We start from the raw sequence: 21,305 nt of genomic DNA on the forward strand, positions 1-21,305 counted from the left end.
GCGCGGGGGTGGCGTCCACCCGCGCTCTCGATCCCGCTGCGCCCTCGGGCGGTACGGCGGGACCGGCGGGTACGACCTGAGGCGTACGCCGGGTCAGCCGCCGGGCGTGACGAGGCCGCTCTCGTACGCGAGCACCACCGCCTGCACCCGGTCGCGGAGCTGGAGCTTGGCCAGGATCCGGCCGACGTGGGTCTTCACCGTCGCCTCGGCCACGTGCACGCGGTCGGCGATCTCGGCGTTGGACAGGCCCTGCGCGACCAGCAGCAGCACTTCCCGTTCCCGGTCGGTGAGCTGTGCGAGGCGCGGGTCCTCGGCGGGGCCGGGCCCGAGTTGGCCGGCGAACCGGTCGAGCAGGCGGCGGGTGATCGACGGCGCCACGACCGAGTCGCCCTGCGCGACCACCCGGATCGCGGCGAGCAGGTCCTCGGGCGGGACGTTCTTGAGCAGGAATCCGCTGGCCCCGGCCCGGAGCGCGGCGAACGCGTCCGCCTCGGTGTCGAAGGTGGTCAGCACCAGCACCCGTGGGGGGCCGGCGGGCCGGCCGGCACAGAGCCGGCGGGTGGCCTCCACCCCGTCCATGGTGGGCATCCGCAGGTCCATCACCACGACGTCGGCCTCGACGCGGGCCAGGACGCGCAGCGCGTCGGCGCCGTCGATGGCCTCGCCGACCACCTCGAGGTCGGGCTGGGAATCCAGCACCATGCGGAATCCGGCCCGGACCAGGGCCTGGTCGTCGACGATCACCACCCGGACGGTCACGCCGCCACCGCCTCGGCGGTCGGGGTCGACGGCAGCGGCAGCCGCACCTCGACCTGCCAGCCGCCGGCGAGGCGGGGCCCGGCGGTGAGCCGGCCGTCGTACACGCCGACCCGCTCCCGCATGCCGACGAGGCCGTGGCCGCCGGACGGCGCGGGCCGCACCGGCGGCCGGCCCCGCCCGTCGTCGACCACCCGCACGGCGACGGCGTCGGCGGTGTGGTCCAGGGTGACCTCGACGGTGGCGCCGACCCCGGCGTGCTTGAGCGCGTTGGTGAGCCCCTCCTGCACGACCCGGTAGACGGTCAGTTCCAGGCCGGGCGGCAGGGGCGGCGGCTCGCCGGTGACGGTCCGGCGCACCCGCAGGCCGGCGTCGGAGAACCGGTCGAGCAGCGCGGGTAGTTCCGTGAGGGCCGGGCGGCGGTGCTCCGGCTCGACGACCCGGGCGCCGTCGGGGCCGGCCGCCGCCGTCTCGGGCGGGCTCGGCTCCCGGAGTACGCCGACCAGCCGCCGCATCTCCTCGAGGGCCTGGCGGCCGGTGTCGGCGACCACCCGCACGGCCTCCCGGGCGGTCGCCGGATCACGGTCGATCATGAAGCGGGCACCGTCGGCCTGGACGATCATCACGGCCATGCTGTGCGCCACCACGTCGTGCAACTCGCGGGCGATGCGGGCCCGCTCCCCCGCCACGGCGGCCCGCGCCTCGGCCTCCCGCTCGCGCTCCAGGGTCGCCGCGCGCTCCTCCAGGCTGACCACGTAGAGCCGCCGGGTGCGCACGTTGAGGCCGACCAGCCAGACCGCGCCGGTCACCAGCCCGAAGTAGAGGGCGCTCGCCCACCACTCGGGGCCCTCGGTCTGGAGGGCGGCCAGCACCACGCCGACCGCGGCGGCGACGCCGGCCAGGACACCGTCGCGGAGCCGGTCGGCGTACTTCACCACGCTGTAGAGCGCGATCAGCACCGCGATGTCGAACGCCAGCGGCCCCCACCCGGCGATCACCTGCACCAGCGCCAGCGCCGCCACGACGGCGGCGACCGCCGACGGGTGGGCGCGGCGGAACAGCAGCGCCACCGCCATGCCGACCCCGACCAGGGTGGCCCACCACCCGCCGGGCTGGTTCACCACGCCGGTCAGACCGACGAGCACCACGGCCCCGGAGACGAACACGTCGAAGGCGACGCCGCGCAGCGGGCGGCCGAGGATGGTGCGGTCCACGGTCACCCAGCGTACGCGGGCGACGCCCCTGGCCGGGCGGCCAGGTCAGGCGTCGACGATCTCCCGCATCCGGTTGATCTCGACGTTCTGCTCCACGGCGACCGAGTTGGCGAACTCCTGGAGCAGGGGCTCCGCGCCCACCTTCAGCAGGTTGGTGGACATCTCGACGGCGCCGGCGTGGTGGTCGCTCATCATCCGCACGAAGAGCCGGTCGAAGTCGGCGCCCCGGGCGTCGGCGAGCCGTCGCATCGCCTCGGGCGACTGCATGCCCCGCATGGTGCCGTGGTCGTGCCCGGCGACGTCGGCCGGGAGATCCCGGGCCTGGAGCCAGGCCCGCAGCACGCCGATCTCGGGCGCCTGACCGGCCCGGATCCGGTCCGCCAGGGCCTTCACCCGCGGGTCGGCGGCCCGGTCCGGGGCGAGCGCGGCCATCTCCAGCGCCTGCTCGTGGTGCGGGATCATCATCCGGACGTACCAGGCGTCCATCGAGTTGTGGGCCGGCGAGGCCGTGGCCCGCACCTCCTCGGCGGGCCGGACCTGGGCGGACTCCCCCGGTCGTCCGGGCACGACGACCGACGGGCCAGCACCGGCGCTCGATGCGGTCGCGGCCCTCGGCGCAGGTGGGGGGCGGTCGGTGTCGGAGCCCGACCGGAGCAGCGCGGCGACCACGACCAGGAGCAGCGCCACCGTTGTTACGGCGGCCAGCACCCATCTGCCTCGCACGGTCATCCGATACCCCCTGGAGGTCGAGGTCATGGCGATCGTATCCATTCGCGACGGACGCAAAATGTGATCTGCTTCACATAGAAGTTGCTCTAGCAAACAGTACTGTGATGTGAATCATGATCCCCTTCCGGAGGGACTCGCCGATGATCCGATTCTCCGCACCACGATCGGTGCGACGCCTGGCCGGCGTCGCCGCCGCCGGTCTCCTCGTGGCCACCGTCGCGGGCGCCCCGGCCGGCGCCCAGGCGGCACCGGACGAGGTCGCCGCGCAGCAACAGGCCACCGTGGAGGCTGCCGCCGCCGCCCAGCTCGCCGTGGACGAGATCGCCAGCAGCGACAACATGCGGCTGATCGCGAACCTGCCGAAGCAGGCTCCGTTCGACACCACGGCGGCGCTCGGCACCGACATCGCCTTCCAGGGACCCTTCGCCTACGTGGGCAACTACGAAGGGTTCACCATCTACAACATCGCGAACCCCGCCGCACCGAAGATCATGTCGACGGTGCACTGCCCCGGTTCGCAGAACGACATCTCCATCCACGGCAACCTGCTGTTCCTCTCCACCGACTCCTCGCGGAGCGACGACTCCTGCGCGAGCACGTCCCAGTCCGCGACGGTGAAGGACTCGTGGGAGGGCATCAAGGTCTTCGACGTCAGCAACCCGGTGAAGCCGCAGTACATCAAGGCCGTCGAGACGGCCTGCGGCTCGCACACCCACACGCTGGTGCCGGCCAAGGACAAGCAGTTCGTCTACCTGTACGTCTCGTCGTACAGCCCGTCGGCGTCCTTCCCGGACTGCCGGCCGCCGCACGACTCGATCTCCATCGTGAAGGTGCCGGTGAAGTCGCCGACCGACGCGGCGGTGGTGGCCACGCCGAACCTCTTCCCCGAGGGCGGATACACCAACACCAGCGGCTGCCACGACATCACGGTGTTCCCGGAGAAGGACCTGGCCGCCGGCGCCTGCATGGGTGACGGCATCCTGATGGACATCTCCGACCGGGAGGCGCCGAAGGTCGTCCACTCCGTCCGGGACACGGTGAACTTCGCCTTCTGGCACTCGGCGACGTTCAACAACGCCGGCACCAAGGTGGTCTTCACCGACGAGCTCGGTGGCGGCAGCGGCGCGACCTGCAACCCGGCCATCGGACCGAAGCGGGGCGCGGACGCCGTCTACGACATCGTGGACGGCAAGCTGGTGTTCCGCAGCTACTTCAAGATCCCGCGGGAGAACACCGTCAACGAGAACTGCGTCGCCCACAACGGCTCGCTGATCCCGGTGCCCGGCCGCGACATCATGGTCCAGGCGTGGTACCAGGGCGGCATCTCGGTCTGGGACTTCACCGACTCGGCCAACCCGACGGAGATCGGCTACTGGGAGCGGGGCCCGCTCTCCGACACCCAGCGGATCCTCGGCGGTTCCTGGTCGGCGTACTACTACAACGGCCACATCTACTCGAGCGACATCCAGAAGGGCTTCGACGTCATCGAGATCGACCAGGAGTCGATCCCGGGCGCGAAGACGCACCACTACAAGCGGCTCAACGTGCAGACCCAGCCGAGTTACTGACGTTCCGGCGGAGCTGACCGGAACACCCGGGCCCGGCCTTCCCCGCGAAGGCCGGGCCCGGTCGGGTCCGCACTCTATCGATGGTGGTCAGTCGGAGGTAAGGTGTCGCCCAAGCATCATCCCCTTGCGAAGGGCGCCGCCGATGTTCAGATTTCCCTCGCCGCGGTCCCGACGGCTCACCACCGTGAGCCTGGCCACGGCCGGCCTCCTCCTCGCCAGCACGGTCGCCGCCCCACCGGGCAGCGCCGGGGTGGCGACCGCACCGTCCGGGACGGTCGATACCGCGAACACCATCCCCGGTGTCGACGAGATCCGGAGCAGTCCCAACCTGAAGCAGGTCGCCAACCTGCCGAAGGTGGCGCCGCTCGACGCCACGAACAGCGACCTCGCCTTCCAGGGCCGGTACGCGTTCGCCGGCAACTACAACGGCTTCGTCGTCTACGACATCTCGAAGCCCACCGCGCCGACCGTCGTGTCGCGGGTGCTCTGCCCCGGGTCGCAGAACGACATCTCCGTCCACGGTGACCTGCTGTTCCTCTCCACCGACTCGCCGCGCAGCGACGACTCCTGCGCCAGCACGGGCGTGCCGTCGACCGAGACGCGGTGGGAGGGCATCAAGATCTTCGACATCCGCGACAAGGCCAACCCGCGCTACATCAAGAGCGTGCAGACCGCCTGCGGCTCGCACACGCACACGCTGGTGCCGGGCAAGAACCACAAGACGGTGTACGTGTACGTGTCGTCGTACGGACCGTCGGACACGTACGTCGGCTGCCCACGGCCGCACGACTCCATCTCCATCATCAAGGTGCCGGTGAAGTCGCCCACCGACGCGGCCGTGGTGGCCGTGCCGAACCTGTTCCCCGACGGCGGTTTCGAGGGCGTGCCGGGTCAGAAGTCGGCGACCAGCGGCTGCCACGACATCACCGTCTACCCGTCGAAGAACCTGGCCGCCGGCGCGTGCATGGGTGACGGCATCCTGATGGACATCTCGAACCGGGAGGCGCCCCGGGTCATCAACCGGGTGCGGGACACGGTGAACTTCGCCTTCTGGCACTCGGCCACGTTCAACAACGCCGGCACCAAGGTGGTCTTCACCGACGAGTTGGGTGGTGGCGGCGCCGCCACCTGCAACGAGACCGTCGGCCCGAACCGGGGCGCCGACGCGGTCTACGACATCCTCGGGCGCGGCGACAACCGCACCATGGTCTTCCGCAGCTACTTCAAGATCCCGCGGCCCAACGCCGACACCGAGAACTGCGTGGCGCACAACGGCTCGCTGGTGCCGGTGTTCGGGCGCGACATCATGGTCCAGGCGTGGTACCAGGGCGGCATCTCGGTCTGGGACTTCACCGACTCGGCCAACCCGCGGGAGATCGCGTACTGGGAGCGGGGCCCGCTGAACGCGGAGCGCCTCACCGGCGGCGGCACCTGGTCCGCGTACTGGTACAACGGCTACATCTACTCCAACGACATGGTGAAGGGCCTGGACGTCCTCAAGCTCAGCGACTGGCGCACCTGGACGGCGAACCTGATCCGCTACCGCGAGCTGAACGTGCAGACCCAGCCCAGCTACCTGGGCGGTTAGGCACCGCCCGCACCACCGGGCCCGGCTCCGCTCGCGGCGGCCGGGCCCGGCCGCGTTCCAGGTCAGGCCATCGGCATCCGGTAGCGCCGCGAACCGCCGGCGGCGGTGGTCAGCCGAACCTCACCGCCGCGCAGGTCGTAGACGACCGACCAGCGGGTGTGCGGCTGGCGCACCTCGGTGAGCAGGGCGGCCGCACCCGCGGCGTCCACCGCACCGCCGGCCCGGTCCAGGGCGGCAGCGATCCGCCCGTACCGGTGGTCGGCGCGCCGGCGCTGCTCCGGCACCCCGACGACCGGTACGTTGGTCAGGGCACGCCACGCGGCACGCCCCCGCTCGACCCGCATCCGTCCGTCGACGAACTCGACCACGGCGCTCGCCCCGGTCGCGTCGGCGAGCAGGTAGTGCAGCGCCGGCCCGCCGGTGAAGTCCAGGTTGTGTCGCGCGAACACGGCGACCGCCTCGTCCACCGTGGCCGCCCGGTCCAGGACGAGCCGCTGGATCCGGACCGACCCGACGGTGGGCTTGCCCGGGTCGCGGATCGCCCGGGCTCCGTCGTCGGCGGCCAGCCCGATCGCCAGCCCCCGCTCGTTCATCCCGTCGAACGGCAGCAGCGGCGCGTCGAGCAGCCGCCGGTCGCCGGCCGGGTCGGTGCCGACACCGAGGTACGAGATGTCGACCACCGAGATCGACGCGTACCCGTCCGGCGGGTCCGCGCGCAGTACCAGCGCCGGGTTCGGATCCCAGTCGAAGTTGCGGGCGAACAGCGGCCGGGCGCGGTCACCCGCCGCCACGAAGAGCGAACAGCCGAACGGTTCCGCCTCCGGGCTCGCGTCGGTGCCGACGGTCGGGTCGTAGGCCCCGACGTACGTCATCTCGTACAGCGGCAGGTCGTCGACCCGCCGGAGGCTGGCGAGGGTCGCCGCGGCCTGGCCGGCGTCCTGGCGCGAGGCGGTCCCAGAGGCCGCCGGCGCCCCGGCCGGCGCGGGGGCGCCGGCCGGGGCCGGCGGCGCGGAGCACGCGGTCACGGCGATCAGGAGGGCGGCGCCGGCGCCCGGAATCTTCCGCCACATGCTTGTTCGACGCCCTGGACCGTACGGTCGGTTGCCGCGCGGGTGGGTCAGCCGGGGATGCGGTCGAGCTGACGGCGGATCGCCGCCGGATCCAGCGCCGGGCGACCGCCCGGGTGCCCGACGGTGGCGCCGGCCGCCGCCACCGCCAGCCGCGCCGCCCGGTCCCGGGGCTCGCCGGCCAGCAGAGCCCGGGTGAGCGCGGCGACGAAGGCGTCCCCGGCCCCGGTGCTGTCGACCGTCGGTGTCTCGCTCAGCGGCACGAACAGCTCGCCGTCGGGCCAGACGAAGGCGTTGCCGACGCCGGCCACCTCGACCGCCGTCAGGGAGGGACCGCGGCGCACGAGCGCCCGGCCGGCGGCGAGCCCCGCGTCCGCGTCCTCCGGACGGTCGCCGGTGATCTGCTCGGTCTCCCGCGCGTCCGCGCGCAGCACGTCGGCGAGCACCAGCAGTTCGGCCGTGGCGGCCGGGTCGGACGGCGCCCCGTCGAGGACGACCATCGCCCCGCCGTCACGGGCGGTACGCGCCGCGGCCAGGGCCGCCGCCGGTGGCTGTTGGAGCTGAACGAGGACGGCCCGCGCGGCACGCAGCGAGGTGGCCGCCCACGCCACGTCGTCGGGCGTGACCAGCACGCCGTCCGGCAGGTCCTCGAGGTAGCGCCAGTGGCCGCACCCGTCGACGACGTCCACGATGAGTCCGGTCCGGACGCCGCGCCGGCACCGTACCGTGCCGACGTCGATCCCGTCGGCCCGCGCCTGGGCCAGCAACCGCTCGCCGACCTCGTCGTCGCCGATCACGGCCAGCAGGCCCACGGCCGCGCCGAGCTGGGCCAGCGCGACGGCCTGGTTGGCGCCCTTGCCGCCCAGCATCTCCCGCCGGCGCCGCACGGGCGCGCTGCCGCCGGCGTCCGGGACCTCGTCGACCAGCAGTACGAGGTCGCGGGCCAGCTGCCCGACCACCATCACGTCCGGTGCCCTCACGCGCTCCCTGTACCCGGCGCGGCGGCCCGCACTCCCGCGGACGACTGGAACGCCCGCGTCGGCCCCGGCCGCGGCGGCCGGGACCGATGCCCCGTCGGCCGTCCGCGCCGACGTCAGTCGCGGCGGACCGGCAGCTGGAGCTCGGTCACCCCGGCCGACGGGTCGTCGGCGCAGTACTCCACGTACAGCTCGCGGGCGTAGCCGTCCGCCCGCCAGCCGTTCTCCTCGATCCAGCGGGCCAGGACCTGCATGGTGCCCTCCACCTCGTCCATCGGACCGTGGTGGATGATGGTGGCCGCCGCCGGCACCGCCGGCAGGTCGACGACCGCGAAGTCGCGGGCCCGGTCCGGGTCGACGGCGACGCCGACGCCCGCGTGCACGACGACGTTCTCCCGCTCGCCGGCCGGTTCGTAGTACGCCAGACCGGGCCCGGTCGGCGTGATCCCGGCCGCCTCCAGCCGCCGGAACAGCTCCGGGTAGAGCGGCTGGATCACCGGACCGATGTCCGGGGTCGCGTAGCTGGGCGCGACCGCCGTCAGCTCGGCGACGCGGACCTGCGGGATCTCCTTGAGTACGACGTCCTGGTTGGTTATGCCGCCCTCCTTCTCGATGGCCCGGAGCCGCGCCTCGATCCCCGCCAGCCGGGCGGTGTCCGCCGCGACCTGCGCCTCCAGTTGGGCCCGGCGCAGCCGCAGCATCCCCCGCAGCTCGGCCACGTCGAGCGCGTCGTCGAGGATCACATGCACCTGGGCCAGGGTGAGGCCGAGGTCCTTGAGGGCGATCACCCGGTTGAGCCGGCGCAACTGCACGGCGGTGTAGTAGCGGTACCCGGTGTGCGGGTCGACGGCGGCTGGCCGGAGCAGGCCGATGCTGTCGTAGTGACGCAGCATCCGCACGGACACCCGGCCGAGCCTGGCGAAGTCTCCGATGGTGAACATGGTCCCTCCACGGTCGGCCCTGACACGGTGTCAGAGTCAACCCGCGGATCAGAGCGGGTCACCCCGGCAGCGGCGCGCCGTCCCCCCGGTTGCGGCGGGGCCCGACCAGCCGGCGCACCACCGGCACGGCGTTCCACCTCGCCGCGCCGACCAGGTCCCGGGCGTGCTCCAGCATCGTGTAGTCGGGCCGGGCCCGGCCGGCGGCGAGCGCCCGGTCCAGGTCGTTGCCGCAGCGGGTGAGCACACTGTCGAAGTCCCGGCGCACCGGCTCCAGAAGGTCGTAGCGGAACGACCGGTGCAGTCGGGCGAACAGCGGTTTGTACAGGCGGGCGCGTTCGTGCAGGCCCGAGGAGTACGACATCGGGTTCTTCGGCCGGCGCCGGATGTAGTCGGGCAGCAGGTCGGCGAACGCGCGGCGGACGATCCACTTCTCCTGGCCGTCCCGTATCTTCAGCCCGACCGGCAGGCGCATCGCCAGCTCGACCACGCTCAGGTCGAGGAACGGCACGCGGGCCTCCACGCCGTACGCCATGCTGGTCCGGTCGACGCGCTGCAACTCCGTACGGCAGAGGTTGCGGATCTTGTGGAGGAAGAGCCGGCGGGCCGCCTCGGGGCCGACCTGCTGGTACATGGGGTAGCCGCCGAACAGCTCGTCCGAGCCGTCGCCGGTGAGCGCCACCTTGACGCCGAGCTCGCGCAGCCGCCGGAAGAGCGGCACCGACACCACCGCGTTGATGATGTCGCCGTACTCGGTGAGCTCCGAGATGCGGATCGCCTCCCGGATCTCCGCCAGCCGGATGTCGCGCGGGCGCAACTCCACCACCTCGTGCGGCACGCCGAGGTCCCTCGCCAGCCGCCGGGCGTACGCGACGTCGGGGCTCTCCGGGACACCGACGGTCACGGCGACGCAGTCCGGGTGCATCTCGCGCACGTGGAGCAGCGCCAGCGAGCTGTCCAGCCCTCCGGAGAGCACCACGCCGACGGTGAGGTCGGTGTCCACCCGCCGGCGGATGCTGTCGGTGAGAGCGGCACGGACGAGCAGGGCGGCCTCGTCCGGGTCGTCCACCGACGGCAGTCCGTCGCCGAGGGCGAGCAGGTCGACGTACGGGCGAAGCCGGACCGGCAGCGCCACGTCCGCCCAGCCGTGGTGGCCCGGCGGCACCTCGCCGATCGGGGTCCCGAAACCGGCCAGGGCCTTGACCTCACTCGCCACGTGCAGGCATCCCGGCGTGCGCGTCCAGTACAGCGGCTTGACGCCGAGGGGATCGCGCACCAGGTAGACGCGACCGCTGGCCCGCTCCACGATCGCGAAGGCGTACTCGCCGCGCAGCCGCGAGACCATCCCCTCGCCCCACCACAGGTACGCGGCGAGCACCACCTCGGTGTCGCTGACGCTGCGGAAGCGGTGCCCGAGCGCGGTCAGCTCCGCCCGCAGCTCGTCGTGGTTGAAGACCTCGCCGTTGTAGCAGAGCACCCACGCCTCGTCGTCGGACACCCAGGGCTGCACGGCCCGGTCGCGGTCCACCACCCGCAGCCGGCGGACGCCGGTGAGCAGGCCGGTCTCGTACCGGGTCTCGGTCACCTCGCCGCGCGTCTGCAGGGTGGCCAGCATGCGCCGGAAGACACTCGGGTCGGCCTCGGGGCCGATGCTCAGCGTGATGCCACACATCGGCTCAGATCCCCATCTCGGCTTCGTACGCGCGGCGCAGGCGGTGGCGGGCCGCGGGCGCGAGGCACACGTGCCAGGCCTGACCCTCGTCGACGACGTTGACCTCGCCGGCCCGCTGCCGGGCGAGCAGCAGGTCGGCGAGGGTGTCCCGCACCCCGAACCGCTCGAACCACGTCACCTCCACGTCCACCGCCCAGCCGAGGCAGTGCCCGCTCGGCACCATCGCCGCGTACCCGAGCCGGCGCAGCCGGTGCTGGTGCTCGACGCTGCGGACGAGGCTGGTCACCCAGAGCGGCGGGGTGGCGGCCGGGGTACGGGCGGCGAACTCCCGGCCGATGTCGTTCAGCAACGCCACGACCTCCCGGCGGGTCCGGCGGAACAGCAGGCCGGCCGTGCGCGGGGTGGCGCCGGGGAAGACGCGGCGGCGCACCGCCCGCACGCCCCGGCCGAGCAGCGTGGCGGGCTGCTCCTGGTACCGGAAGCGCAGCAGGTCGCGCCGGCGCAGCCACTCCAGGTCGACCAGGTCCGGGCTGCCGTTGACCTGCTCGTCGGTGAGGTACGTGGGCGCGTCGCGCCACCACATCACGTCGATGCGGGACAGCAGGTAGATCCGGACCAGGGTAGCGAGGTCACCGGCGGAGCTGCGCTCGTTCGGCACGTACCGGGCCATCTCGAGCAGCAGCGTCTCGCGGGCGCCGACCAGGCCCTGCGGGGTGGCGTCGAGCACCGCGGCGAGGGCCGGTTCGCGCAGCCGCTGGTCGACCAGCACCTGCCGGGCGGCGGCGCAGGACGTGTCGGCAAGCGCGCCGATCTCGACCAGCAGGTCGGCGACGGCGGCGCGGTACGCGTCCAGGTCGGGCTCGGTGGCCGGGAGGCGGCGGTGCGACACGGCGGGTGCGCGCCGCCGGGCCGGCGCGGTGGGCGAGGAGGGAGGACCGGGCTGGTGTCCCGGGCTTCGACTGGGCACGCGCATGGTCGGGTCCTCTCTCCCGTCACGGCATCACGGTGTACGTCACCCTGTGTCACACCGTAATCACGCGCAGCGGTCAAAGCCCGAACAATCCTCCTATCTTCCCCGCAACGGAGTCAGGACGGCCGCCCCGGCGCGAACGGCTCCGCCCCGGACACCGGACTCAACCGCTGCACCTCGGCGTACGAGGGCGGTTCGGTCGACGCCGGCCGACCCGAGACGGCGGTGTCGAGGGCGTCCAGCGCCGCGCCGAGCGCCGCCCGGAACAACAGCGACCCCGTGCTGACCCGGGCCACCCCGAGGGCACCCAGCTCATCGAGCGTCGGCCCGCCCGGCCGGTACAGCACGTTCAGCGGCCCCTCGATCGCGGCGGCGAGCACGCCGACGGTCCGCCCGTCGAGGGCGCCGGGAACGAAGATGCCGTCCGCGCCCGCCTCCCGGTAGGCGCGTGCCCGGTCGAGGGTGGCCGGCAGCGGATCCGGGACACCGAGCCACCAGGTGTCCGTACGCGCGTTGACGAACAACCCGGGCGCTGCCGCCTTGACCGCCGCCACCTTGGCGGCGGTAACGTCGGGCGCACCGAGACTCCCGTCCCCGCGGCCGTCCTCGATGTTGACGCCGACCACGCCGAGCCCGGCCAGCTCGGTGGCGAGGTCGGCGACGGCCGACGGGTCGTCGGCGTGTCCGGCCTCGATGTCGACGGTCAGCAGCACCGGCAGCGGACGGAGCAGCCGGGCCAGCCGGAGAGTCTCGGCCCGGGTGGCCGCCGCCGCGTCGGGCAGGCCGGCCGCCGCCGCGACCCCCAGGCTGGTGGTCCCGACGGCCGGGTGGCCCCGGGCGGCGAACGCGGCGGCGCTCGCGTGGTCCCAGGCGTTGGGCAGCAGCAGGGGCCGGTCGCCGTGGTGCAGGGCGTGGAAGGCGGCGCAGCGGGCGGTCACCGGACCTCCACCTCCAGCCGGGTCGGGACGCGCAGCAGCGGGTGCGGTTCGTGGTCCGCCGGGCCGGGGACGAGGCGGCAGCGGTGTCGCAGCACCTCCACCACGCCACCGGCCAGCGCGAGGGCATGGCGTTCGCCCGGGCAGCCGCGCGGCCCGGCTCCGAACGTCACCGGCAGCCCCGTACGGCCGGGCAGCAGGCGGTCCGGGTCGGCGACGACCGCGGGATCCCGGTTGGCGGCGTCGAAGCGGAGCAGCACCGGATCGCCCGCAGCCAGGTGGCGGCCGGCGAGCCGGACGGACGCGGTGGCGACCCGGCGGGTCCCGCGGACCGGCGGGTCGAGCCGCAGCACCTCCGCCAGCAGGGCGGCGGTCGACACGGCCGGTGGCGTTCCCAGGCCGTGCCGGACGGCCGCGCCGATCAGTCCGGCCGTGGCGTCGCACGCCTGGACCAGCACGCCGAGCCGGTTCGCCGCCACGTCCGGCGCGCTCGGCGGCAGCATCGCCAGCAGCGCGGTGACCGCCCGGTCCGCCGCCGCGATCCGTGGCCCCTCGACGCCCGGATGCCAGGCAGCGGCGACCGCCGTCACCGCGGGCACCGCCGCATCGGGGTCGGCCAGGCCGAGCCGGATCGCCAGCACCCGCAGCGGTCCGCGCCGCGCGAGCGCGGACATCACCTCCAGCCGGTCGCCGGCCCCGTCGAGGACCTGGTGGGTCAGCCGGGCCGCTGCCGTACGCAACTCGTCCGGGTCGAGCGCGGCGAGCACGGCCACCCCGATCGCCCGCCGGTCCGGATGCCGCTGCGGGGCGCTGAACCGGCTGACGGTGCTCCGCAGCCAGGCCAGGGTTCCGGCCGGGCCCGCGTCGGCGACCGGGACCTGGAAGGCCGGATCGGTGAGGACCGCGCGCACGTCAGCGTGCCGGGTCACCAGCCAGCCGCTGTCCGGGTCGCGGACGGGCGGCCCACAAGCGGGCGTACCGGGCGGCGGGGCGATGAGGAGATCGTCGGTCACCGCCCGACCGTAGGCGCCGATCGCTTCGGCGCCCGCCGAACCGTCCGCCCGCCCCGCACCCTCGCGGAGCCCCCCGCGTGCCGCCGCGCCCGCGTGGCCGGCCGGCGCACAACGTCGGGGAAGTTGCTGCCTCCTTCCGTGGCGAGGCCGCAACCTTTCCCGAAACTGCGCGGATCTGGCCGGGGTCAGGCGCGCCCGCTGCCGGCTCCCGCCGCCGGCGCGGGCGCGAGGTCGGCCGGCGGCACACCCAGGGCGAGGGCGAGCGCCGGTCCGCCCGCCGGAGTCAGGCGGACCGCCCGGCCGCCGCCCCGGGCCAGCCAGCCCAGGTCGAGGAAGCGGTCGCACAGCGCCGCGCCCAGCGCGCCGGCCAGGTGCGGGCGGCGCTCGGTCCAGTCCAGACAGTCGCGGACCAGCGGCCGCCGGGTGGCACCAAGTCGGGTCGCCGGCACCGCGAGGTCGGCGAGCCAGTCGTGTCCGGTCGGGGTGAGCGCCAGCCCCGACGTGGCGTCGAGCAGTCCCCGGGCCAGCATCGCGTCCCGGAGCAGCACCCCGAGCCGGCCGGCCAGGTGGTCGTAGCAGGTGCGGGCGTACGCCAGGGCGGCGTCGGCCCGGGCGGCGCGCAACGAGCGGACCGGCGCGGGCGTGGCCGGCGCGTGCGCGGCCAGGTCCTCGACGAGCTGGGCGACCGACGGGTCGGCGAGCCGGACGTACCGGTGCCGCCCCTGCCGTTCCTCGGCGAGCAGCCCGCCCCGGACCAGCCGGGTGAGGTGGTCGCTCGCGGTGGAGGGCGCCACCCCGGCCAGCCGGGCCAGCTCGCCCGCGGTCCACGCCCGCCCGTCGAGCAGCGCCAGGCAGATCCGGGCCCGGGTGTCGTCGGCGAGCAGGGCGGCGAGCCGGGCCAACGCCGGACCACCCGTGGCGGCGGTACTCATCCCCCATCCTGGCACACAAGGAAGGGCCCCCTGTTAACGCCTGGCGTTGTACAGGGGCCCCTTCCTAACACCCCGTCAGAGCTTCTCGTAGCAGGGCCGGTCCAGCGTGTACGCCTGCGCCGTCGGCCCCGTGAAGAGGTCCCGCACCCGGCTGACCCCGGTGGGCGCGGCCTGGTCCGGCTTGTAGATCGCGGTCACCCGGACGGCGCCGTCGTTGGGCCCGGCGGCGTAGTTGCCGGCGTTCTCCGGCAGCATGCCCTCGTAGTCCACCCTGGTCAGGGACTTGACCGCCTTGAGCAGCCCGGCGCGGGTCAGATCGCCGTCGGCGACCGCCTTCGCCAGTGCCGCCTTCATCGGGTACGACCACACCCAGCCGGCGGTGTAGCCGTCGTTGGGTGTGACGCCGGGCAGCGCCTCCCGCAACGCCCGGTGGCCGGGGGTGTCGGTGCTCCAGGAGTTCCACGGTGCCGACTGCTCGTACTTCGCCAGCAACGCCGGAGCGGCCGGGCTCTGCAGCAGCGCCGGGTTCCAGGTGGGGCTGGTGCCGATGAACCGGCCGGCGAAGCCGCGGGCGACGGCCTGGCCGACGATGGTCGCCGCGTCGGCCGGGCCCATGGTGAGCACCACCAGGTCCGGCTTGCCGGTCAGGATGGCCTGGATCGCCCCGGCCTGCTTGTCGGCGCCCGAGTCGGTCTTGACGTCGGTGAAGGTCAGCCCGAGGGCCTGCGCGGCGAGCTTCACCCCGGCGGCGGCGTCGTCCCCGTAGTCGCCGGCCAGGTGCACCGCCATCACCGACTTCGGGCTGTACGCCTCCCGGGCGTAGTCGAGGGCGTTCATCGACTCGACGCAGTAGTTCGCGCCGGACTCGATGATGACGTCCTCGAAGGCGTACCCGGACGTCCACGCCGCCGGGGCGGCGATCACGTTGTTGGCCTTCATGTCGCCGAGGATCGCGCCCGTGGTGGGCGAGCCGAGGCTCTGCGCGAGCGCCAGCACGTTCGGTTTGATCTCCTGGTACACCTGGTTGTGGGTCTGCGGGTTGTACTTGTTGTCGCGCACGTACCGGCTGACGTCCACCTCGTAGTCGCCGATCCCGCCGCTCGTGTTGACCCGCTTCCAGAACGCCTTCTGGGCGTCGGTGATCGGCACGGCCAGGGCCCGGAAGGGGCCCTCGGTGAGGTCGGAGATGATGCCGAGGTAGATGCAGCCCTTGTTCTTGTCCACCGCCTCCGGGCAGGGCTCGGAGGTCACGCCCACGTCGGTCTTCAACCCGGACGCGTCGGTCTCGGTGTCACCGCCCCGGCAGGCGGTGAGGGTGCCGGCCAGCAGGACCACGGCCGCCCCGAGGGCGATCCGCGACGTCGCTCTTCCCATGGCTTCCTCACTTGTGTGTCAGTAGGAGAACGGCCACGCCTTCCAGTAGCTGCGGGCCCGTACCCAGAGGCCGAACAACCCGCGTGGTTCGAAGATGAGGAAGACGATGATGAGTACGCCGTAGAGGATCGTCTCCACCTGGAAGACGTTCGGCACCTCGTTCGGCTGGGTGCTGATGAACGGCACCCACGCCTGCAGTTCCCGGGTGAGCCGGGGCAGCAGGGTGATGAAGAACGCCCCGGCGACGGCGCCGGAGATGGTGCCCGCGCCGCCGATGAGCACCATGGCGATGTACTGCACGGACAGCAGCAGGCTGAACGAACCGGGGTCGAAGAAGCCGGTGACGGTGTAGAGCAGCGCGCCCGCGCAGCCGGCGTAGAACGACGACACGGCGAAGGCGACGGTCTTGTAGCGGGGCAGGTTCACCCCGATCACGCCGGCGGCGATGTCCCGGTCGCGGATCGCGGTGAACGCCCGCCCGATCCGGGAGCGGGCCAGGTTGCGCGCGGCGAGGGCGAAGACCAGCAGCAGCGCGAGCATCAACCAGTACAGCTTCTGGTCGCGGGTGGCGACCTCGTCGGTGACGGCGAGCGGCCGCCCGAGGAACTCCAGGGTGGCCGCCGGCCGGCCGACCCCCGCGCCGCCGGTCAGCGACGACCACTCGTTGAAGATGTGCTGGCCGATGAAGACCAGGCCGAGGGTGACGATGGCGAGGTAGAGCCCGCGCAGCCGGGTCGCGAGGGGCGCGACCAGCACCCCCGCGACCGCCGCGACGAGGCCGGCGGCCGGCAGCCAGAGCGCGATGTCGGTGACGCCGAGGCCGATGACCCGGCCGTCCGGGTCGCCGCTGAGGGCCGCGGCCGTGTACGCCCCGATGCCGAGGAAGAACGCGTGGCCGAGGGAGACCTGGCCGGCGTACCCGGTGACGAGGCCGAGCCCGATCGCGCCGATCGCGGCGACGCAGCACACCGCGAGCAGTTGCAGCAGGTCGTCGGTGAGCAGAAAGGGCAGCGTGAACGCCAGCACCAGCAGCGCACCGGTCCACCACCGCTTCGCCGGGGTGTCGAGCAGCGCGAGCTCCTCCGCGTACGACGTGCGCAGCAGCGGCCGACCCCTCATACCCGCTCCACCTCCCGGGTTCCGAACAGCCCGTACGGGCGGACCAGCAGCACGACCAGCATCAGCACGTACGGGGTGATGACCGAGACGTTGCCGCCGAGCCAGGCGACGTCGTTGGCGTACGTGGCGACGAGTTCCTGGAGGACGCCGACGGCGAGCCCGCCGATCACCGCGCCGGGCAGCGAGTCCAACCCGCCGAGGATGATCACCGGCAGGGCGGTCAGGGCGATCAGCCAGAGGGCGCTGTCCACGCTGGCGCCGGCGGCGGCGAACGTCCCGGCGACGGCGGCCAGCCCGCCGGCGAGGGCCCAACTGACCGCGAAGACGGCGCCGACGGAGACGCCGTGCGCGAGGGCCGCCTCCTGGTCGAGCGCGGCGGCGCGCATGGCCAGCCCGGTGCGGGTGAAGCGGAAGAACGCGAACAGCCCGGCGACCAGCAGGGCCGCCGCGGCCACCGCGGCGAGGTGCCGTTGCTGCATCTCCACCGGGCCGAGGGCGAGGGTGCGCAGCCCCCACGGGTCGCCGACGTGCCGCACGTCCAGGCCGATGAACGCGTTGACCACCACCCGGACCGCCACGTCCACGCCGAGGGTGATGATGGCGACGACGAACGCCGGCCGCCCCACCATGGGACGGACGGCGCTGCGCTCCACCCCCAGCGCGAGCAGCGCCGTGCCGAGCGCCGCGAGGGGCACCGCGGCCCAGAAGCCGACGGCCGGGCTGAGGTACGTGACCGCCACGACGCCGGCGAGCATGAACGCCGGCTGCGCGAAGCTGATCACCCGGGTGGCCTTGTAGATGATGACGAACCCGAGCGCGAGCAGGGCGTAGACGCTGCCGGTGCCGAGCCCGCGCAGCAGGCTCTCGATCAGCTCCGTCACCGGTCACCACCCGGGGCGTACAGGTCGTCGACCAGGTCGGCGAAGGCCCGGCCGACGGCCTCCCGGCGGACCTTCTGGGTGGCGGTCAGCTCGCCGTCGTCCTGGTCGAGTTCCTTGGGCAGCAGCCGGAACCGCTTCACCTGCTCGACCGGGGGGTGCCGGCGGTTGACCTCGTCGACGACGCCCCGGACCAGCTCGACCACCTCCGGCTTGGTGGTCAGGTCGCGGTAGGTGGTGTACGCCAGCCGGCGGGTCTGCGCCCACTGCCCGACCGTGTCCGGCTCGATGCCGATCAGCGCCACCAGGTACGGGCGCCGATCGCCGATCAGCACGGCCTCCTTGACGTACGGGGACGCCTTCAGCTCGTTCTCGATGCCGGCGGGTCCGATGTTCTTGCCGCCAGCCGTGATCATGATGTCCTTGGCGCGGCCGGTGATCCGCACGTGCGTGCCGTCCACCCACTCCCCCACGTCGCCGGTGTGCAGCCAGCCGTCCGGCTCCAGCACGGCCGAGGTGGCCTCCGGGTCGTCGAGGTAGCCGGCGAACACGCCGGGGCTGCGGGTGAGGATCTCACCGGTCGCCTCGTCGACGCGCAGGTCCACGCCGGGCTGCGGCTCGCCGACGGTGCCGAGCCTCACCCGCCCGGGGTGGTTGCCGGTGGCGATGGCGGAGTTCTCCGTCATGCCGTACACCTCGTGCATGGGAACCCCGATGCCCATGAAGAAGCGCAGCACCTCGGGGGCGATGGGGGCGGCGCCGGACGCCGCGTACCGGACCCGGCGCACACCGATCCGCTCGCGCAGCGCCCGGTAGCAGAAGACCCAGCCGATCGCGTACGCCAGCCGGGTGGCCGCGGTGTGCCGGCCGCCGGTGGCGACGAGCCGGGCCCCGATCCGGTCGGAGACCCGCAGCCAGAAGCGGGCGACCGCCCGCTTGAGCGGCGAGGCGGTGGCGATCCGCGTGGTGACCGTGGCGAGGATCTTCTCCCAGATGCGCGGCACCCCGAACAGCAGCGTGGGCTGCACCTCGCGCAGGTTCGCCGGCACGGTGGCGATCGACTCGGCGAAGTTGACCTGCACGCCCGCGCCCGCGTTGCTCCAGGTGGTGAAGACCCGCTCGGCGACGTGGCACAGCGGCAGGTACGACAGGATCAGGTCGTCCGGGCCCGGCGGCGGGTCGGCCAGGCCGGCGCCGTCGGTGACCGTCCGCACGGCGAAGTCCACGTTGGCGTTGGTCAGCATGGCGCCCTTGGGCCGGCCGGTGGTGCCCGAGGTGTAGATGAGGGTGGCCAGGTCGGTGTCGGCGGCGGCGGCCATGAGGTGGTCGACCGCGCCGGGGTGGGCCACCCGGTGCGCGGTGCCCAGCGCGAGGAAGTCGTCCCAGTGCAGCAGGGCGCGGTGGGTGTAGCGGCCCCGGACGCCGCGCGGTTCCAGGTAGACCACGTGCTCCAGGTCGGGGCAGTCGTCGATGACGTCGAGGACCTTGTCGACCTGCTCCTGATCCTCGGCCACCAACACGCGCGCCCCGGAGTGGGCCAGCAGGTAACCGATCTCGCCGGCCGGATTGGTCGGGTAGAGGCCGACCGTGGCGCCCCGGACGGCCACGGTGGCCACGTCGGTCCAGAGCCATTCCCGCCGGTTCTCGGCCAGGACGGCCACCCGGTCACCGGGCCGTACGCCCAGGGAGAGCAGGCCGTGCGCCACCGTGGTCACGGTGTCCCAGTAGGACGCCCAGGCGACCTCCGACCAGACGCCACGGACCTTCTCCCGCATGGCCACCCGGTCGGGGGTCGCGCGGGCGCGGTCACGTACCCGGGAGGCGATCGTGGTGGCGGCGGCGCCGGCGGTGTCCGCGGCGGGCGTCCCCGACGGCGCGGTGGTGGTGCTCATGTCCTGGTCACCTCCCCCAGGTAGGCGCGGATGACGTCCGGATGGTGCTGGATCTCCGCCGGGGTGCCGGTGGCCACCGGCTGGCCGAAGTCGACCACCAGGACGCGGTCGGCGAGGTCCATGACCAGGCCCATGTCGTGCTCGACGAGCACCATCGGGATGCCGAGTTCCTCGCGGACGTCGAGGATGTAGCGGGCCATGTCCTCGGTCTCCTCGAGGTTCATCCCGCCCACCGGCTCGTCCAGCAGCAGCAGCTTCGGTTCCATGGCGAGCGCGCGGCCCAGCTCGACGCGCTTCTGCACCCCGTACGGCAGCAGCCCGACCGGCATCCGCCGCCACTGCTCCAGCTCCAGGAAGTCGACGATCTCCTCCACCGCCGCGCGGGCGGCGAGTTCCTCGCGGCGGGCGCGGCCCCGCCACAGGACCGCCGCCAGGGGCCCGTAGCGGATGTGGTGGTGCCGCCCGAGCAGCAGGTTCTCCAGGACGGTGAGGTTGGCGAACAACTCGACGTTCTGGAAGGTCCGGGCCAGGCCGAGGGCGGCGATCTCGTGGGGGCGGCGGCCGATCAGGTCGACGCCGTCGAAGACGACCCGGCCGGCCTGCGGCCGGTAGACGCCGGAGAGCACGTTGAAGATGGACGTCTTGCCGGCGCCGTTCGGCCCGATCACCGCGAACAGCTCCTGGCGGCCGACGGTGAAGCTCACCCCGTCGATCGCCCGGACGCCCGCGAAGGCGAGCCGCACGTCGTCGAAGGTCAGGATCGGCTCGTCGGCCCGGGTCGGCTCGTCGGTCCGGGTCGGCTCGTCGGTCCGGGTCGGCTCGTGGCTCACGACAACCACCGCTTTCGTCGCCGGTAGTGCTTGACGTCCCGGAACGACCGCCGGGTGGACCCGTCGCCGGCGTGCAGCCCGAGGTAGAACTCGCGGACGTCGTCGTCGGCGAGCAACTGGGCGGCCGGCTTGTCGAGCACCACCCGGCCGGTCTCCAGCACGTACCCGTGGGCGGCGATGGACAGCGCCATCGTCGCGTTCTGCTCCACCAGCAGCACCGCGGTGCCGGCGGCGTTGATCCGCAGGATCAGCTCCCGGACCTGTTCGACGAGCCGGGGCGCGAGGCCCAGGCTGGGCTCGTCCAGCAGCAGGTACCGTGGCCCGGCCATCAACGCGCGGCCCATCGCGAGCATCTGCTGCTCCCCGCCGGACAGGTAGCCGGCCGTCCGGCGTCGGCGGTCGGCGAGCACCGGGAACAGCGCGTAGACCTCGTCGAGCCGGGCCGGGATCCGGCGGGGGTCGGTGTGCCCACCGAGGCGCAGGTTCTCCTCGACGGTCAGCTCGCCGAAGATGCGCCGCCCCTCCATCACCTGGGCGACGCCCCGGCGCACGATCGCGGCCGGCCGCAGCCGGTGCAGCGGCTCGCCGTCCAGGGTGACCTCACCCCGGGCGACCTCGCCGTCGTGGATGTCGAGCAGCCCGGTGATCGCCCGCAGCAGGGTGGTCTTCCCGGCGCCGTTCGCGCCGAGCAGCGCGACGATCGCACCGGGCGGCACGGTGATGCTCAGGCCGCGAAGGACCAGCATCACGTCGTCGTAGACGACCTCGAGATTCCGTACCCGCAGCACGGCACCCCCAAGGGTTGCCTGTGGCGTGCGCCACAAGTTACCGAGCATTAAACCCCGCGGAACGC

19 protein-coding genes are annotated in these 21,305 nt (G+C 73.5%); 2 read left to right on the plus strand and 17 right to left on the minus strand.

Going from position 1 to position 21,305, the window contains the following annotated elements:
- Window positions 1–93: 93 nt before the first annotated feature.
- The 3 genes from ACN26Y_RS24010 to ACN26Y_RS24020 are packed head-to-tail and all read right to left on the minus strand — an operon-like array spanning window position 94 to window position 2,699.
- Window positions 94–759: a response regulator gene (locus tag ACN26Y_RS24010; protein WP_155332454.1), complete on the minus strand. Its 666-nt coding sequence runs from the start codon at window positions 757–759 to the stop codon at window positions 94–96.
- On the minus strand, window positions 756–1,976 hold the full coding sequence (locus ACN26Y_RS24015; RefSeq protein WP_155332455.1) for a sensor histidine kinase: 1,221 nt from the start codon (window positions 1,974–1,976) through the stop codon (window positions 756–758). The genes ACN26Y_RS24010 and ACN26Y_RS24015 overlap by 4 nt, the downstream gene beginning before the upstream one ends.
- 39 nt (window positions 1,977–2,015) lie before the next feature.
- Complete coding sequence (locus tag ACN26Y_RS24020) at window positions 2,016–2,699, minus strand: DUF305 domain-containing protein (RefSeq protein ID WP_155332456.1); 684 nt, start codon at window positions 2,697–2,699, stop codon at window positions 2,016–2,018.
- Window positions 2,700–2,839: 140 nt separating this feature from the next.
- On the opposite strand from ACN26Y_RS24020, the gene ACN26Y_RS24025 reads away from it, so the two are divergent.
- Window positions 2,840–4,267 carry an LVIVD repeat-containing protein gene (locus tag ACN26Y_RS24025; RefSeq protein ID WP_155332457.1) on the plus strand — a complete coding sequence of 476 codons (1,428 nt, stop codon included), beginning with the start codon at window positions 2,840–2,842 and terminating at the stop codon, window positions 4,265–4,267.
- Window positions 4,268–4,409: 142 nt separating this feature from the next.
- Complete coding sequence (locus tag ACN26Y_RS24030) at window positions 4,410–5,855, plus strand: LVIVD repeat-containing protein (RefSeq protein ID WP_422733569.1); 1,446 nt, start codon at window positions 4,410–4,412, stop codon at window positions 5,853–5,855.
- A 62-nt stretch (window positions 5,856–5,917) separates the two neighbouring features.
- On the opposite strand, the gene ACN26Y_RS24035 is transcribed toward ACN26Y_RS24030, so the two are convergent.
- The 14 genes from ACN26Y_RS24035 to ACN26Y_RS24100 form a co-directional block, all read right to left on the minus strand.
- Window positions 5,918–6,925 (minus strand): carcinine hydrolase/isopenicillin-N N-acyltransferase family protein, encoded by a 1,008-nt coding sequence (locus tag ACN26Y_RS24035; RefSeq protein ID WP_155332459.1) that lies wholly within the window; start codon window positions 6,923–6,925, stop codon window positions 5,918–5,920.
- A 47-nt stretch (window positions 6,926–6,972) separates the two neighbouring features.
- Window positions 6,973–7,902 (minus strand): PfkB family carbohydrate kinase, encoded by a 930-nt coding sequence (locus tag ACN26Y_RS24040; RefSeq protein WP_230688738.1) that lies wholly within the window; start codon window positions 7,900–7,902, stop codon window positions 6,973–6,975.
- A gap of 113 nt (window positions 7,903–8,015) precedes the next feature.
- On the minus strand, window positions 8,016–8,840 hold the full coding sequence (locus ACN26Y_RS24045; RefSeq protein WP_422733570.1) for a MerR family transcriptional regulator: 825 nt from the start codon (window positions 8,838–8,840) through the stop codon (window positions 8,016–8,018).
- Window positions 8,841–8,898: 58 nt separating this feature from the next.
- The gene (locus tag ACN26Y_RS24050) at window positions 8,899–10,509 is read right to left on the minus strand and encodes an asparagine synthetase B family protein (protein WP_422733571.1); all 1,611 of its coding nucleotides are present in this window, start codon (window positions 10,507–10,509) and stop codon (window positions 8,899–8,901) included.
- Between the two features lie 4 nt (window positions 10,510–10,513).
- Entirely contained in the window at window positions 10,514–11,482 is a 969-nt protein-coding gene (locus ACN26Y_RS24055; RefSeq protein WP_155332462.1) for a DUF5715 family protein, read from the minus strand.
- Window positions 11,483–11,595: 113 nt separating this feature from the next.
- Window positions 11,596–12,417: an isocitrate lyase/PEP mutase family protein gene (locus ACN26Y_RS24060; RefSeq protein WP_155332463.1), complete on the minus strand. Its 822-nt coding sequence runs from the start codon at window positions 12,415–12,417 to the stop codon at window positions 11,596–11,598.
- Complete coding sequence (locus ACN26Y_RS24065; protein WP_230688739.1) at window positions 12,414–13,427, minus strand: cytochrome P450; 1,014 nt, start codon at window positions 13,425–13,427, stop codon at window positions 12,414–12,416. The genes ACN26Y_RS24060 and ACN26Y_RS24065 overlap by 4 nt, the downstream gene beginning before the upstream one ends.
- A 185-nt stretch (window positions 13,428–13,612) precedes the next feature.
- A complete protein-coding gene (locus tag ACN26Y_RS24070) occupies window positions 13,613–14,359 on the minus strand; it encodes an ArsR/SmtB family transcription factor (protein WP_155332464.1) in 747 nt (248 codons plus the stop codon).
- A 75-nt stretch (window positions 14,360–14,434) separates the two neighbouring features.
- On the minus strand, window positions 14,435–15,733 hold the full coding sequence (locus tag ACN26Y_RS24075) for an ABC transporter substrate-binding protein (RefSeq protein WP_155332465.1): 1,299 nt from the start codon (window positions 15,731–15,733) through the stop codon (window positions 14,435–14,437).
- 18 nt (window positions 15,734–15,751) lie between these two features.
- Window positions 15,752–16,852 (minus strand): branched-chain amino acid ABC transporter permease, encoded by a 1,101-nt coding sequence (locus ACN26Y_RS24080; protein WP_155332466.1) that lies wholly within the window; start codon window positions 16,850–16,852, stop codon window positions 15,752–15,754.
- Entirely contained in the window at window positions 16,849–17,733 is an 885-nt protein-coding gene (locus tag ACN26Y_RS24085; protein WP_155332467.1) for a branched-chain amino acid ABC transporter permease, read from the minus strand. Before ACN26Y_RS24085 ends, ACN26Y_RS24080 begins: the two co-directional genes overlap by 4 nt.
- Window positions 17,730–19,622 (minus strand): AMP-dependent synthetase/ligase, encoded by a 1,893-nt coding sequence (locus ACN26Y_RS24090; protein ID WP_155332468.1) that lies wholly within the window; start codon window positions 19,620–19,622, stop codon window positions 17,730–17,732. Before ACN26Y_RS24090 ends, ACN26Y_RS24085 begins: the two co-directional genes overlap by 4 nt.
- Complete coding sequence (locus ACN26Y_RS24095) at window positions 19,619–20,452, minus strand: ABC transporter ATP-binding protein (RefSeq protein ID WP_155332469.1); 834 nt, start codon at window positions 20,450–20,452, stop codon at window positions 19,619–19,621. The genes ACN26Y_RS24090 and ACN26Y_RS24095 overlap by 4 nt, the downstream gene beginning before the upstream one ends.
- Window positions 20,449–21,288: an ABC transporter ATP-binding protein gene (locus tag ACN26Y_RS24100; RefSeq protein ID WP_370463271.1), complete on the minus strand. Its 840-nt coding sequence runs from the start codon at window positions 21,286–21,288 to the stop codon at window positions 20,449–20,451. Before ACN26Y_RS24100 ends, ACN26Y_RS24095 begins: the two co-directional genes overlap by 4 nt.
- Window positions 21,289–21,305 lie beyond the last annotated feature (17 nt).

This window comes from Micromonospora sp. WMMD558, from assembly GCF_049315255.1.
GTDB lineage: Bacteria > Actinomycetota > Actinomycetes > Mycobacteriales > Micromonosporaceae > Micromonospora.